This window comes from Halobaculum sp. MBLA0143 (assembly GCF_041361465.1).
GTDB lineage: Archaea > Halobacteriota > Halobacteria > Halobacteriales > Haloferacaceae > JAHENP01.
The window spans coordinates 2,696,852-2,709,366 of the sequence record NZ_JBGKAC010000001.1 but is presented as its reverse complement, the minus strand read 5'-3'; the positions used below and the strand labels follow the sequence as shown (position 1 = coordinate 2,709,366).

The window sequence follows — 12,515 nt, the reverse complement described above, 5'->3', positions numbered from 1 at the left end:
TGTGACCGCCCCGCGGCCGCCCCGCCCCGCACGACGGCCACTCTGTCGAACAGTTGTCTGCGACCGCACCGCGGCCGCCCCGCCCCGCACGATGGACAATCTGTCGAACAGTTGTCTGTGACCGCCCCGTGGCCGCCCCGCACGACGGCCACTCTGTCGAACAGTTGTCTGTGACCGCACCGCGGCCGCCCCGCACGACGGCCACTCTGTCGAACAGTTGTCTGTGACCGCACCGCGGCCGCCCCGCACGACGGCCACTCTATCGAGCAGTCGTCTGTGACCCTCCCGCCCCGCACGACGGCCACTCTGTCGAACAGTTGTCTGTGACCGCACCGCGGCCGCCCCGCAACCGTCCCGTGCCGCGGTCGCACTGTGCCGCAGTCCGCCGACCCTCCCCAGGTCTCGTAGTTCCGCCGACGAGTCTGCGTCTGTCTCTCCGCCGGTACTGCACCCGAACGGTAAAAGGGCCGGTCGCTCGAAGGGTGGCGTATGTCAGACGCGGACGCCGTCACGGTGGAGTTCGACGCGGACGGGCTCGTCCCGGTCGTCGCACAGGACGCCGAGACGGACGCGGTCCTGATGGTGGCGTACGCCACCCGCGAGGCCGTCGAACGGACCGTAGCGACCGGGCGCGCACACTACTACTCCCGGTCGCGCGAGGAGCTCTGGGAGAAGGGCGCCACGAGCGGCAACACACAAGCTGTCGACGCGGTCCGCGTGGACTGTGACGGCGACACTCTGCTCTACCGCGTCCACCAGGACGGCGGCGCCTGTCACACCGGCCACGAGTCCTGTTTCTACCGCCGTGTCGACACGGACGCCACCGACACGGACGACGACACCGACACGGACGACGCCACCGACACGGACGACGACACCGACACGGACGACGACACCGACGAGCACGAACTCGAACTCGCGGTGACCGCCGACGGTGACCGCGTGTTCGACCCCGACGAGGTGTACTGATGGTCGACGACCCAGTCGAGACGGAGCTCGCGGTGCTCCAGGACGCCCGCGAGACGTACGAGGGTGCCGTCGCCGACGTCGAAGAGCACGGGCGGGCTCGGTTAGAGACTGTCGCCGAAGCCCTCCGACACGCCCGCCGACTGCTCGACCGGTACGAGGGCGACGCCACCGGCACCGGCGACTTCCAGGCGTACGTCGAGTTCCAAGGCGAGTTCGAGACGCTCGTGGAGGACCTACCCGACGACGTCCCCGGCCGCGACGCCTTCGAGCGCGCCAACGAGATCGTCGACCAACGGCGGCTCTCCGAGGACGACTTCGACCGCGCCCGCGAGACGCTGTCGGAGCTGGACGACCTCGCCGACCGCCTGTCCGCCCGTGACGACGCCGTGACGGAGCTGGAACACGCCCGCCGGGACGCCAATCGTCGACTGGACGAGATCGACGACCGGATCGAGGAGCTCGAACGGCTCCAACGGTTCGGCGACGCCGACCTGTCGGCGCCGACGGCGGAGCTGCGCGAACCCGTCTCCGCGTACGACGACGCCGTCCGCGAGGCGTTCGAGACGTTCCGGCGCGAGGCGCCGGCGCGCGAGCTCCTCTCCGTCGTCGCCGACACGACCCACTACCCGCTCGTGGAGTTCCAGTCGCCGCCCTCGGACCTCCGGTCGTACCTCGCAGACACCCCCGTCGGCGAGGAGTCCGTGACGACGCTGCTGGAGTACGAGTCGTACTCCGCCTCGAAGCTCGACCACTACGTCTCGGACGCCAGCGCGTTCCAGCGCGCGGTCGGCGTCCACCGCGGCTACCTCGACCGTCTCGGGCCGGAGCCGTTGGTCGTGGGCTGGCCGCCGCCGGCCCCGGGCGTGCTGCGTGCCCGCGGCGAAGAACTCGTCTCCGTCACCGCGAAGTTCGCCGACGAGTCCGTCGTCGCCCGGGCCAGACAGCTCCCGCGGCTGGCGCGCCGCGACGACTACGACCGGCTCCGGACGACCGCTCGCGCGGCCACGGAGCTGACGGACGACCAACGCGACCGGCTGGCGTCCGGCGAGATCGACCGGGAGCTGTCGGCACTGCGAGACGGCAGAAGACGACTGTCGGCGGCGCTGGAACGACGACTGCTGGACTAGGCAGTCGGCTCCGGCGTCGGCTGAGAGCGCTGGAGAATACAGTCCGCCTCCCACTCGTGTCGCTCCACGATCAGCTCGCGGCCGCGCTCCGTCAGCGCGTAGGTGTTCTTCCGCTCGCCGTGGGGGCGCTTGTCCAGGAACCCTCGGTCTGCCAGGTCGTCCAAGTTGGGGTACAGCCGACCGTGGTTCACCTCCGTCCCGTAGTACTCCGAGAGCTCGTCCCGGATCGCCAGCCCGTACGGCTCACCCAGCGACGCTACGGTGTACAGAACGTCCCGCTGGAATGCGCTCAGGTCGTCCATCAGACGGACACAGTACATCGACCGTTATAGACGAACCGAAAGCTGAAACTCGAATTTCAGCGTCGTCCCTCCGCGAACCGGACTGAAATTGAACGTAACTTATCACTTTCGACGGTGACAGATAGCTTAGTCTGGTCGTGATTTTATACCACTGGAGCCAGCAACTGCCGACGATGGGACAGGGTGACTCCCCTGGGCCCGACGCCGCGGCGGCGTTCGGCACACTGGCCAGTGAGACACGGCTGGCGATCTTAGAGACGCTCCACGACGCGCTCCGGGACCACGAGGGTCCGGGCCAGCCGGCGGTGCCGTACGCGGAGCTGCGCCGCCGGGTCGGCGTCGAGGACAGCGGGAAGTTCAACTACCACCTGACGGAGTTGACCGACGACTTCGTCCAGAAGCGAGAGGGAGGGTACGTGCTCACGCAGGTCGGTCGGACGGCCGCCGAGACAGTCTGGCGCAGCTTCGACCTGGGCGACCCCGGTTTCGACGAGACGAGCGTCGACGAGGACTGCCCCCGGTGTGGCAGCGGGCTCGTCGCCGCGTACGCCGACGGCCACGTCACGACTCGGTGTCGGGCGTGTAGCGGACTGCTGGGCGTCGACGGGCTGCGGCCGGGGACCGTCTCGCGGCTCCCGTTCCCGCCCGCGGGTGTGCCCGACCACTCGCCGACGGCGCTCGTCCACGCGGCTCACCGCCGGCTGTGTCGTCACCTCCTGTCGATGCGTGACGGGGTCTGCCCGCGGTGTGGCGGCGCGACGGAGGTACGACTGTCTGTCTGTGCGGACCACGGAGAGGGGCTGTGCCGAGCCTGCGGGACGACGCTGCCGGCCGTCGCCGACACGACCTGCCTGCGATGTGGCTACGGCAGACTCGCGCCGCCGGCGCTGGCGGCGGTCGACACTCCCGGTCGACCGTTGGACGGTGAGACTGCGTGGGACCAGTTCGCGGCGGCAGCGTCGGCGTCACACGACCCACGCCCCGAGCAGCCGACGGTCCGGATCAGTCTCGGCGGACGGACTCTCGTCGTCGACGACACGCTGTCCGTCCGGGTCGAGTGAGTCGTCTCACTCGCGGCCGTTCTCGACGGCCAGCCCGACGCTGTCGCCGCCGACGTGGACGCCCGCGGCACACACCTCGTGCTCGAACGAGAGCTGGTAGGCCGTCTTCGCGGCCGCGCTGGCGGTCGTCGGCGTGAACTCGTGGGGTTCGGGACTGTTCCGCTCGTAGGTGGCGACGAGGTGTGGCTCCGTCACCTCGCGGACGAGCAACGCGTCCCGACGGACGACACCCAGCGTCGCGGTGTCCTCGCGGACGACCGCGGCGATCCGGGGGGTGTCGTAGTCGTCTTTCTCGTAGTCCAGGCTGTGGAGCGCCTCGACGAGCGCGTCCCGGGCGGGGTAGCCCCGGTCGTACTTCTCGACGACGGGGTCGACGTGCGAGCCGTTGCCGATCACGGCGCCGCGTCGCGGCCCGTCGCCGACGGTCCGGGCGCAGTTGTACGACACGTACGGGTTGTCCGTGGGCTCGGCGTCGTCCGTCGGGACGACGGTGAGAGTGTCGTCGTCCCGACGCACGACCTCTCGGTTCGGGAACGACCGGGAGGAGACGCGGTACGCGCCGATGTCCGGGCCGGCGACCAACAGGCGTCCAACGTACATACCCGGTGGGTCACCGGCGGCGGTGTTAGTGGTGTCGGTCGGCTCCACCGCCGACAACGACTAAGCCGTTGGCCGTCCCACTCGCGGGTATGCCAGACGCCTGTGACGACTGTGGCGAGGGGGTCGAGAACGCACTGGCCCGCACCGTGCGCCTGTCCGTGGACGGGACGACCGTCGACGAACAACGCCGGTGTCCGGGCTGTTTCGCCGACTGGATCGACCGCTACGAGACGGAGATGAAGCCCGCCGAGCCGCCGACTGTCGACGGCGACGAGGACATTATCGTCGACTGACGAGCGGCGGCTCAGAGGTCGACCGAACAGGTCGTCCCGACGGCGAGCCCGTCCGCCTCGACGTGGGCCGCGAGACAGCCGTAGTTGCAGTACGGCGTCGCCGTCGCCTCGGGCTCTCCCTCGGACACGTACACCGGGTCGTGCGCCTCGACTTCACAGCCGCAGTACGCGCAGTCGGTCACGTCCGGAGGTACGGGCGCGCCCCAGTTGAGCCCGACGGTGAACATTCACGGACAATCGTTAAGTACTGGCGGTGTGGTATCGATACACATGGAGCCACCCGGGAGCCGCGAGTTCGACCACCGTGGGCGGAAGGACATCTACCAGTACGTCGAGGGCAACGGCCAGGTACGCCCCAGAGACGTTCGGCGCGCGCTCGGGATGGAGAGCCGGGAGTTCGGCCACCACGTCGAACTGCTGCGACGCGACGGCCTGTTGGCGGAGACGGACGACGGTCGCCTCCGGGTGGCGTACGCCGAGGTGGACGAGGAGACACACGACGGCGGCGAGGTGTCGTTCACCGTGCGCGGCGCCCGACAGGCCGACATCTCCGGACTCGTCGGGCTCATCCGGACGGCCGTCGACGAGGACTACGTCGTCGCCGAGAGCGTCGCGGACGTGTTGGACCACGAACAGGTGTTGCTCCGCAACAACGACTTGGAGTCGCGGGTGTTCTTCGTCGCCTGCGTGGAAGACGACGTGGTCGGCTGGGTCCACGTCACGAGTCCGGAGCTGGAGAAGCTGGCTCACACCGCAGAGCTGACCGTCGGGGTGTTGGAGGGGTACCGCGGCCACGGCATCGGCGCCGCTCTGCTGGACCGTGGCGTCGCCTGGAGCTACGACCAGGGGTACGAGAAGCTGTACAACAGCGTCCCGGCGACGAACGAACGGGCGATCTCGTTTCTCTCCGCTCACGGCTGGCGCGAGGAGGCCCGCCGCCCGGACCACTACCGGATCGACGGCGACGCCGTCGACGAGGTGATGATGGCCGTCGCCTTATAAGACGACGAGTAGGAATCCGACGAGCATCCCGCCGGTCAGGAGCGCCTGGACGAGGTTCGACGCCAGCATCCCCGCGGTCGTGTACAGCGCCGTCCGCAGGCTCTCCTCGGGGTCCTCCGAGCCCCGTAGCTCCGCCAGGAACACCACGCCCGCGACACCGACCAACACGCCGACCGGGCCGGCGACGAACAACAGCGCCACGCCGGCGACGCCCGCGAGGAGCGTCGTCGACCGGGCGGCGCCGCTCACCTCCGCCGCGAGCGCTCCCCCGAGCCAGTCTACCGCCAGCGTGGTGAGTCCGACGAGCGTCAGTGCCGCGAGCGCAATCGTCCCCGGCTCGGTGAAGCCCGTGTGCCACCAGTAGAGGTAGACGCCCGACAGCGACAGCAACGCTCCGGGCGCCATCGGCACCAAGCTGCCGACGACACCGGCCGCGACGAGCGCGACCGCGAGCAGTCCGACGAGGTCGAGTCCGAACACACCACCCTTCCGTCGTGGACGGATTTCAGCTTGTGGGCTGGCGTGGGTTCTGTATCGCAGATAGTAGTTTACGGACCGGTGGTGGGGCGGCGACGGGTCCCGCTCGCGTCGTTCACGATTGTTCCGATGGAGTTTCAAGACGGCCGACCCAGTCGAACGTATGAGCGACGAGGTTCGTGTCGGAGTCTTGAGCCTCCACAACAGCAAGGAGACGAAGGCGATCTGCAACGCGGTCGCGGACCTGGGTCACGAGCCGCTGTGGCTGCGGGCGGAGAACCTCCGGATCGAGGCGGGCTACGGCGCCGTGTCCGTCGAGCCGGAGCCGGACGTCGTGATCAACCGACTGCTACTGCCCTCGGCGGACCAGCCGCTGACGGAACTGGGGCTGGCGGGTGTGTTCGACGCCGTCGACGCCCCGGTGTGTAACACGGCGTCGGCGACCGCGGTCGCGGTCCACAAGTTCGCGGCGATGGCACGACTGGCCGCCGAGGGGGTGCCGGTACCGCCGTCGACGCTGGCGATCGGCGCCCACCGTCTCGAACGAGAGACCCCGCCGAAAGACCCCGCAGACGACGGGCTCCCGCCGGTGTCGGAGACGGCCGGTCCGGGGACCCGAGTGTTCAAACGCCCCATCGGCACCCACGGCGACGAGACACGGCTGTTGGAGCCCGGCGGCTACGCCCCGCAGTTGGCCGACGAGTCACAGGGGATCGTCCAGGGGATGGTCGAGAGCCCGACGGACGACCACGAGGACGTGCGGATCTACGTCGTCGGCGGCGAAGCCGTCGGCGCGATGCGGCGGTACGCCCCGGACGACGACTGGCGGACGAACGTCGCCCGCGGCGGGCGGGTGCGGGACGCCACCCCCGACGTGCCCAGCGAGGTGATGGACCTCGCCGTCGACGCGGCCGAGGCGTTGGATCTGGACTACGCCGGCGTCGACGTGATCGAGGGGGTCGACGGCTGGTACGTCCTGGAGGTGAACGTCACGGCGGGGTTCAAGGGGTTCTTCGAGGCGACCGGGACGAGCCCGGCGCCTCACATCGCCGCCCACGCCATCCGGCGGGTCGACGGGACGGTCGACCCCACCACCGTCCAGGAGCTGTCGACGGAGCTGGACGACAGCGTGCCGGCGTGTCGGCCCCAGTTGCAGTCCAGTCCAGAGCCCGACGACTCCACCCTCGGCTACACGACGGAGGTGCGAGTCACCGGCCAGCACGGTGCCGAGACGGTGGTCGCCAAGGCCGACACCGGGGCGACGCGGACGAGCATCGATCTGGGCCTGGCGAGCCAGATCGGCGCCGGCCCCATCGACGACACCGCGAACGTGAAAGGCGACGGCAGCAACCGCCCGGTCGTCCCGGTCGGGATTCGGCTGGGCGACTACACCCACGAGATCCAGGCGAACGTCCGCGACCGGTCGCACCTCTCACACGAGGTGTTGCTCGGCCGCGACGTGTTGGACGACTACAGCGTCCGGGTGTCCCGCCGCCACGACGACGACGGCGACGACTTCGAGGGGTACGTCGACGGGAAAGACCGGTACGACGAGGAGTGAAGAGACGGGGCGACTTCGTAGTCAGTGATCGTCGACTCGACCGACTGGCTCTATCACTCTATCTCGGAACTCGTCTTTGTGGTCCGAACTGCCGGCGCCGTCGCACGGAAGACACGACCACCCTTCGCAATCTCTGCTACTTCTTCTCGCTCGATTTCGTCGTTACCGATCTTCTCTGCGAATCCGTTCTCGACGAGCCATCTAGTGTACCCTGCGTCGCCCGGCTGGGGTCGTGACTGGCTTGACGAGGTCCCGCTGGTGGTGGTCGTGAGTCCGTCTGGTACCGCGTCGACAGCCACGTTGAACTCGTTCCTGGTGCCCCCGTAACGGTCGTAGCTCGTCTCGTCTCTGAAGGTAACGTTTGCTGTCTCGTTGCCGTTCACCCCCTTCGTGGTGCTGACCTTCTACTCACTTCGTCGGAGATTCGATCCTCGTCTGGTGTACGTGTCCGTATCAGAGACAGAAACAGAGACGAAGTACCAATCTCGCGTCGAGACCGATGGCCAATCTGCCGACGTCTAGGGTGAACGGTCTGTACACCGGCCGGAGTATATCGCCACCCCTCTGTCGGGTGAGCCAAACCGGCCTATCTTGACGACGAGGCTCTCACACTCGTCGCGGCTGGGAAGGTCGTAAGACTGTGTGCTCGACTGACCACGTAGCGAACACTCGAACGTCCCGCCACTCGGGGCGTCGATGTCGCGCCCGATCACTGCTCGTGTCGCGTCTCTCGCCTCGCCCGCCCCGACTGTGATCGTCTGCTCTCTCACAACCTTCTGGTCCCGCGTGACGAGCCGCACGTCCACCTCGTGCGACTGATCGTGGTAATTGGCGACGATCGCGGACCCTACCGTCGGCGCTCCGCTCTCTCGAATCTCCGACCCGAGACAACCGCATGCTACGACTGTGAAACCGGTAGATAGAACCCTCCGTCTCGTTTTCCTCATCGTCAGCAAGACCGTTTGATACCGTATAAGTCTTCACCTAATCTGCACTATGACACATCTGATAACGGAAGTCCCCGACAGTCGTCTCCTCGAGTGAAGTTGAGGTGTCGAAGTCCGGGGTGATGGCTCCACACCAATTATCACTCCCAACGGTGTACGTGACTGATAGATGCCATCCATCGACGAGAAGCGCGTGTACGGCGCCGCCGCGGGGGCGACCCGGGCGTTGGTCGCCTCGACGGTCGGCGTCGTGAGCGTCGGCGTCTCCGACGACATCGTCGGGGAGTTCGGGATCGACGGGGGTTGTGTCGCCCGCGATCTGGCGGTCTCGGGCGACGTGCTCGCGGTTGCGACGGACGACGACGTGCTCGTCGGCGACTACGAGTCGACGGACCACGGCCCGGCGACGACCGTCGCCGTCGGCGACACGGTGACCGCGGTCGCGCCGGACGGCACCGTCTCCCGGCTCGCAGACGACGGCTGGGAGCCGCTGGGGACGGTCGCGTCGCCGGCCGTCGCAGACGGCCCGTTCGTCGGCGGCGAAGACGGCGTCGTCCGCGTCGACGACGACGGCCTCTCGCCGGTCGGCCTCGCCGACGTACGCGACCTGGCGGCGACGCCGGTGCCGTACGCTGCGACGGACGACGGGCTCTACCGACTCGGCAACGGCTGGCGGCGGGTCCGCGAGGGGTCGTTCCGCGCGGTCACGGCGACCGAGGAGACGGTCGCGGCCGCGACCGCCGAGGGCGTCGTCACCCGCGGCGGGCCGTGGGGCGACGACTGGCGGGAACACCGGGAGTCGAGTGTGGTCGCGCTGGCGGCGTTCGACGACAGTCTGTTCGGGCTGACCGGCGACGGCCGGCTCCGGGTCACCGTCGGCGACGGCTGGCGCGGCCGGACGCTGGGCGTGCCGGAGCCGGCCGCGGTCGCCGTCACGGGCCGGGCCGTCCGCCCGGAGTAGCAAGAGGTTTTCCGGTGCGTGTGAATACCCCCGCGTATGATCGTTCCAGGGTCCGCGTCACAGTCGCTCGCGGCCGCGCTCGCCGCGGAGACGGGCCAGCCGCTGGCGACGCCGACGTTCGACCGCTTCCCGGACGGGGAGACGTGCGCCGCCGTCCCGGGATTCGACGCCGAGACCGCGACCGTCGTCGCCGCTACCACTTCGAACGACGCCTTCGTCGAACTGCTCCAGCTCCAGGACGCCGTCCGCGAGGCGGGCGCGACGCAGGTGACGACCGTCGTCCCGTACATGGGGTACGCCCGTCAGGACGAGTCGTTCGGCGACGGCCAGCCGGTCTCCGCCCGAGCGGTCGCGCGGGCCGTCTCTGCCGGCACGGACCGAGTCGTCCTCGTCGACCCTCACGAGCCCGCCGTCACCGACTTCTACGACGTGGCGACGACCACCGTCTCCGCCGCCCCGCGGCTGGCCGAACCGTTGGGAGACCTGACGGAGCCCGTCTTCCTCGCGCCCGACGAGAGCGCCGTCGACTTAGCGGCGTGCGTCCGAGACGCCCACGGCCACGGGACGACGGACTTCTGCCGGAAACAACGCGACTACGACACCGGCGAGGTGACGGTGGAGCCGGGCGAGACCGACCCCGCCGGCCGCGACGTGGTGATCGTCGACGACATCGTCGCCACCGGCTCCACCGTCGCCGAGGCCGTCCGGGCGCTCACCGCGAGCGACCCCGGGCCCGGTCGGGTCGTCGCCGCCTGCGTCCACCCGATGCTCGTCGGCAACGCCCGGACGAAACTGGCCGCCGCCGGCGTCGACCGCGTCGTCGCCACCGACACCATCGAGTGTGCGACGACGACGGTCAGTGCTGCGCCGGCGATCGCAGAGGGGCTACGATCAGTCCGCTAACGGCACGGCGTCGCTCCCGGCGGTGATCTCGTCGTAGACGGCGGCGTCGCCGGTGACGAACTCGCCGTCCCGCCGCAGCACCTCCACGTCGGTCAGCGCGTCCAGCTTCTCTCTCACCACGAGTGGATCGACGTCGTCTCCCCACTCCGTCGCCAGATTCTGTCGGACGGCGTCCGTGTCGAGCCGGAGCCCCGGATCGTCCCGCTGGAGCGCGGTGAAGTAGTAGGCGTTCGCGTACTTCGGGAAGTGACTCAACATCCGGAGGTCCAACTCCTCCCGGAGAACGTGGTAGGCGTCGGCGATGATCTGACCGACGATCTGGCGCTCGTACGTGTCACGGTCCAGTCCGACCGCGTCGACCGCCTCCATCTTCTCACCGGGGTAGACGACGCCGTCGTCGAGTCTGACGAAATCGAAGTCCGACAGGACACCGAGGTACGCCTCCGTATTGGCCTCTCCCTGGATGTCGTCGAGCCGGTCGACCGTGATCGAAGATTCTCGCCGCAGGAACCGCACGATCTGGACGATGGAGTTGAGTTGGTTCCTGACGGGCTGGAGCCGGTACACCTGCTCGAAGATCGCCCGTGCAGTCGACCAGTTGAGCCGATCGAGCAGCTCTGCCCGTCGCTGCTCGAACTCGCCGGTGAACTCCTCACGGTCGGGAAGCCGCACGGAGTAGTAACCCTGCCCGGTCGGGTTCGCGCGAAGTGTCGTCACTTCGCCGACATTGACGAACTTCATAACCCTGTCGCCGTCGCGGCTGTCGCTCACGTCCCGCGGGTACGCCACCCCGAGGTGGAGCAGGACGGTCCCGTCTGCGGTCTCCCCGTGGTTGTGGACAAACAGACCACGTCCGTACCGCCGGCGGAGCCGTCGCTCGACGGCGTCGAGCACCGAGTCGTCCGTGCCCTCGAACACCAAGTGTTCGTTCCGGACAGCCACGGAGTCGTCGATCATCGGTTCTCACTCTCCGACTCCGCCACCTGGCCCAAAGTGCGTTGCGGCTCTCGCTGTACCCACATGGTCCACTGCGGCTCCGCCTCCGTTCACCACTGGAAGAACTGTGACTTCTGGAGCCGCGACGGAGGTGCACCACCGTTCTCGGGCGTCGTGTAGAAGTCTTCGTACGGATCGAAGAACTGGACCTCGTCGTGGTTGACGGTGAACACGACGACTGTGTGTGGAATCGCCCTGCCGTACATCCCTGCTTGAACGTCGTACTCTTCGACGTGGTGAAGGTACGACTCGGAGAGTTCGGCGATCGGGAGCGAGCAGTCTTCGGCCTCGATGATGTCGTTCAACCTCGACTTTCCGATCTCAGTTTCGACGTGACCCCGGTACCCGTAGTCCTCAATTTCGGTGTCGAGTGCATCTGGGAGTGGCTCTGCGATGGCCCCTACCCCCGGTTGATAGTCGCAGATGTCTTTGATCGTCTCGTGGTCGAGCGCCAGGTCCGGTACCTCGTGTCTACGCGCCAAGTCGGCCAAAACGTTCTGAATCGCCCGCGTGAGGCAGGTGTTCTCTGACTGCCGAGGCGCGAACTCGCTCACCCGCGACTGATACGACCGAGTGTCCTCTGATCCGATAGTCAAATTTAGATCTCTAGTCACCGCTAGCCGAGTGCCAGAACTTGTTTGTTTCGGCTACACCAGACGGTCTGAATGCGAGGTGTCGCCGTTGGGTCGAAGTCGTTCGGTGGTTCGGTTCGATCAACTACGACCCCGCCTACCGAGTGAGCGTCGAAGAGCAGTTCCTACCACAGCCGTAGATTCAAGCCCACGCCCGCACACCGACCACGCATGAGCACGGACTGCCCCTTCTGTGGGATCGTCGCCGGGGAGATTCCCGGTCGGATCGTCGGCGAGAACGACCACGCGGTCGCGTTTCTGGACGCCAATCCGATGGCACCCGGGCACACGCTCGTCGTCCCCCGCGAGCACCGCGAGCGGCTGGCGGACGCGACGGAGACGGAGGTGACGGCGGTGTTCTCGCTGCTGCACGAGCTCGCGCCGGAGATCGAGACGACCGTCGACGCGGACGGCGCCACGGTCGGCCTCAACGACGGGTCGACGGCCGGCCAGGAGGTGCCCCACACCCACGCGCACGTCATCCCGCGGTTCGACGGCGACGGCGGCGGGTCGATCCACGTCGCCGCTGGCTCCCCGGCGGACCTGTCGGACGCGGAGCTAGACGAGATTGCAGACGAGGTCACAGCCGACGGCGGCGACTGAACTCACGATCTCGAGACGCCGCGCCCACCCGAGTGCCCGGGCGACCGACCGACCGGGCGAACCCTCTTGTACGGAGCCGAG

The 12,515-nt window shown here is 68.2% G+C and carries 16 protein-coding genes and 1 pseudogene; 9 read left to right on the top strand and 8 right to left on the bottom strand.

Going from position 1 to position 12,515, the window contains the following annotated elements; translation table 11 throughout:
• Nucleotides 1-489 precede the first annotated feature (489 nt).
• A pseudogene (hisI, locus tag RYH79_RS14045) lies at nucleotides 490-858 on the top strand (phosphoribosyl-AMP cyclohydrolase); the annotation flags it as partial.
• Nucleotides 859-968: 110 nt separating this feature from the next.
• A complete protein-coding gene (locus tag RYH79_RS14040) occupies nucleotides 969-2,096 on the top strand; it encodes a DUF7118 family protein (RefSeq protein WP_370900169.1) in 1,128 nt (375 codons plus the stop codon).
• Here RYH79_RS14040 and RYH79_RS14035 read toward each other — a convergent pair.
• The gene (locus RYH79_RS14035) at nucleotides 2,093-2,398 is read right to left on the bottom strand and encodes a helix-turn-helix transcriptional regulator (protein ID WP_370900904.1); all 306 of its coding nucleotides are present in this window, start codon (nucleotides 2,396-2,398) and stop codon (nucleotides 2,093-2,095) included. The genes RYH79_RS14040 and RYH79_RS14035 overlap by 4 nt on opposite strands.
• 173 nt (nucleotides 2,399-2,571) lie before the next feature.
• Here RYH79_RS14035 and RYH79_RS14030 point away from each other — a divergent pair, with 173 nt between their 5' ends.
• A complete protein-coding gene (locus RYH79_RS14030) occupies nucleotides 2,572-3,459 on the top strand; it encodes a DUF7351 domain-containing protein (RefSeq protein WP_370900167.1) in 888 nt (295 codons plus the stop codon).
• Nucleotides 3,460-3,465: 6 nt separating this feature from the next.
• On the opposite strand, the gene RYH79_RS14025 is transcribed toward RYH79_RS14030, so the two are convergent.
• Nucleotides 3,466-4,059 (bottom strand): IMP cyclohydrolase, encoded by a 594-nt coding sequence (locus RYH79_RS14025; RefSeq protein WP_370900165.1) that lies wholly within the window; start codon nucleotides 4,057-4,059, stop codon nucleotides 3,466-3,468.
• An 89-nt stretch (nucleotides 4,060-4,148) separates the two neighbouring features.
• Between RYH79_RS14025 and RYH79_RS14020 the strand changes: the two genes are divergently transcribed.
• Nucleotides 4,149-4,352, top strand: coding sequence for a DUF7569 family protein (locus RYH79_RS14020; RefSeq protein WP_370900163.1), 204 nt, complete (start codon nucleotides 4,149-4,151; stop codon nucleotides 4,350-4,352).
• An 11-nt stretch (nucleotides 4,353-4,363) separates the two neighbouring features.
• Here the strand turns inward: RYH79_RS14020 and RYH79_RS14015 are convergent, their stop codons facing one another.
• Complete coding sequence (locus RYH79_RS14015) at nucleotides 4,364-4,534, bottom strand: hypothetical protein (RefSeq protein WP_370900161.1); 171 nt, start codon at nucleotides 4,532-4,534, stop codon at nucleotides 4,364-4,366.
• Between the two features lie 88 nt (nucleotides 4,535-4,622).
• Here RYH79_RS14015 and RYH79_RS14010 point away from each other — a divergent pair, with 88 nt between their 5' ends.
• Nucleotides 4,623-5,354 carry a GNAT family N-acetyltransferase gene (locus RYH79_RS14010; protein ID WP_370900902.1) on the top strand — a complete coding sequence of 244 codons (732 nt, stop codon included), beginning with the start codon at nucleotides 4,623-4,625 and terminating at the stop codon, nucleotides 5,352-5,354.
• Here the strand turns inward: RYH79_RS14010 and RYH79_RS14005 are convergent.
• The gene (locus tag RYH79_RS14005; RefSeq protein WP_370900159.1) at nucleotides 5,349-5,834 is read right to left on the bottom strand and encodes a DUF456 domain-containing protein; all 486 of its coding nucleotides are present in this window, start codon (nucleotides 5,832-5,834) and stop codon (nucleotides 5,349-5,351) included. The two genes, RYH79_RS14010 and RYH79_RS14005, sit on opposite strands and share 6 nt — an antisense overlap.
• A 160-nt stretch (nucleotides 5,835-5,994) precedes the next feature.
• On the opposite strand from RYH79_RS14005, the gene RYH79_RS14000 reads away from it, so the two are divergent.
• Nucleotides 5,995-7,392, top strand: a complete 1,398-nt coding sequence (locus RYH79_RS14000; protein WP_370900157.1) for an ATP-grasp domain-containing protein — start codon at nucleotides 5,995-5,997, stop codon at nucleotides 7,390-7,392.
• 53 nt (nucleotides 7,393-7,445) lie between these two features.
• On the opposite strand, the gene RYH79_RS13995 is transcribed toward RYH79_RS14000, so the two are convergent.
• Both RYH79_RS13995 and RYH79_RS13990 read right to left on the bottom strand, forming a co-directional pair.
• Nucleotides 7,446-7,775: a hypothetical protein gene (locus RYH79_RS13995; RefSeq protein WP_370900155.1), complete on the bottom strand. Its 330-nt coding sequence runs from the start codon at nucleotides 7,773-7,775 to the stop codon at nucleotides 7,446-7,448.
• 135 nt (nucleotides 7,776-7,910) lie between these two features.
• Entirely contained in the window at nucleotides 7,911-8,339 is a 429-nt protein-coding gene (locus tag RYH79_RS13990) for a hypothetical protein (protein WP_370900153.1), read from the bottom strand.
• Nucleotides 8,340-8,508: 169 nt separating this feature from the next.
• On the opposite strand from RYH79_RS13990, the gene RYH79_RS13985 reads away from it, so the two are divergent.
• Both RYH79_RS13985 and prs read left to right on the top strand, forming a co-directional pair.
• Entirely contained in the window at nucleotides 8,509-9,300 is a 792-nt protein-coding gene (locus tag RYH79_RS13985; protein ID WP_370900151.1) for an HVO_0234 family beta-propeller protein, read from the top strand.
• Nucleotides 9,301-9,336: 36 nt separating this feature from the next.
• On the top strand, nucleotides 9,337-10,203 hold the full coding sequence (prs, locus tag RYH79_RS13980; RefSeq protein WP_370900149.1) for a ribose-phosphate diphosphokinase: 867 nt from the start codon (nucleotides 9,337-9,339) through the stop codon (nucleotides 10,201-10,203).
• Here prs and RYH79_RS13975 read toward each other — a convergent pair.
• The gene (locus tag RYH79_RS13975; protein WP_370900147.1) at nucleotides 10,192-11,160 is read right to left on the bottom strand and encodes a hypothetical protein; all 969 of its coding nucleotides are present in this window, start codon (nucleotides 11,158-11,160) and stop codon (nucleotides 10,192-10,194) included. The genes prs and RYH79_RS13975 overlap by 12 nt on opposite strands.
• Nucleotides 11,161-11,249: 89 nt before the next feature.
• On the bottom strand, nucleotides 11,250-11,753 hold the full coding sequence (locus RYH79_RS13970; RefSeq protein WP_370900145.1) for a hypothetical protein: 504 nt from the start codon (nucleotides 11,751-11,753) through the stop codon (nucleotides 11,250-11,252).
• A 249-nt stretch (nucleotides 11,754-12,002) separates the two neighbouring features.
• Here RYH79_RS13970 and RYH79_RS13965 point away from each other — a divergent pair, with 249 nt between their 5' ends.
• Entirely contained in the window at nucleotides 12,003-12,434 is a 432-nt protein-coding gene (locus RYH79_RS13965) for an HIT family protein (RefSeq protein WP_370900143.1), read from the top strand.
• The last annotated feature ends 81 nt before the right edge of the window (nucleotides 12,435-12,515 follow it).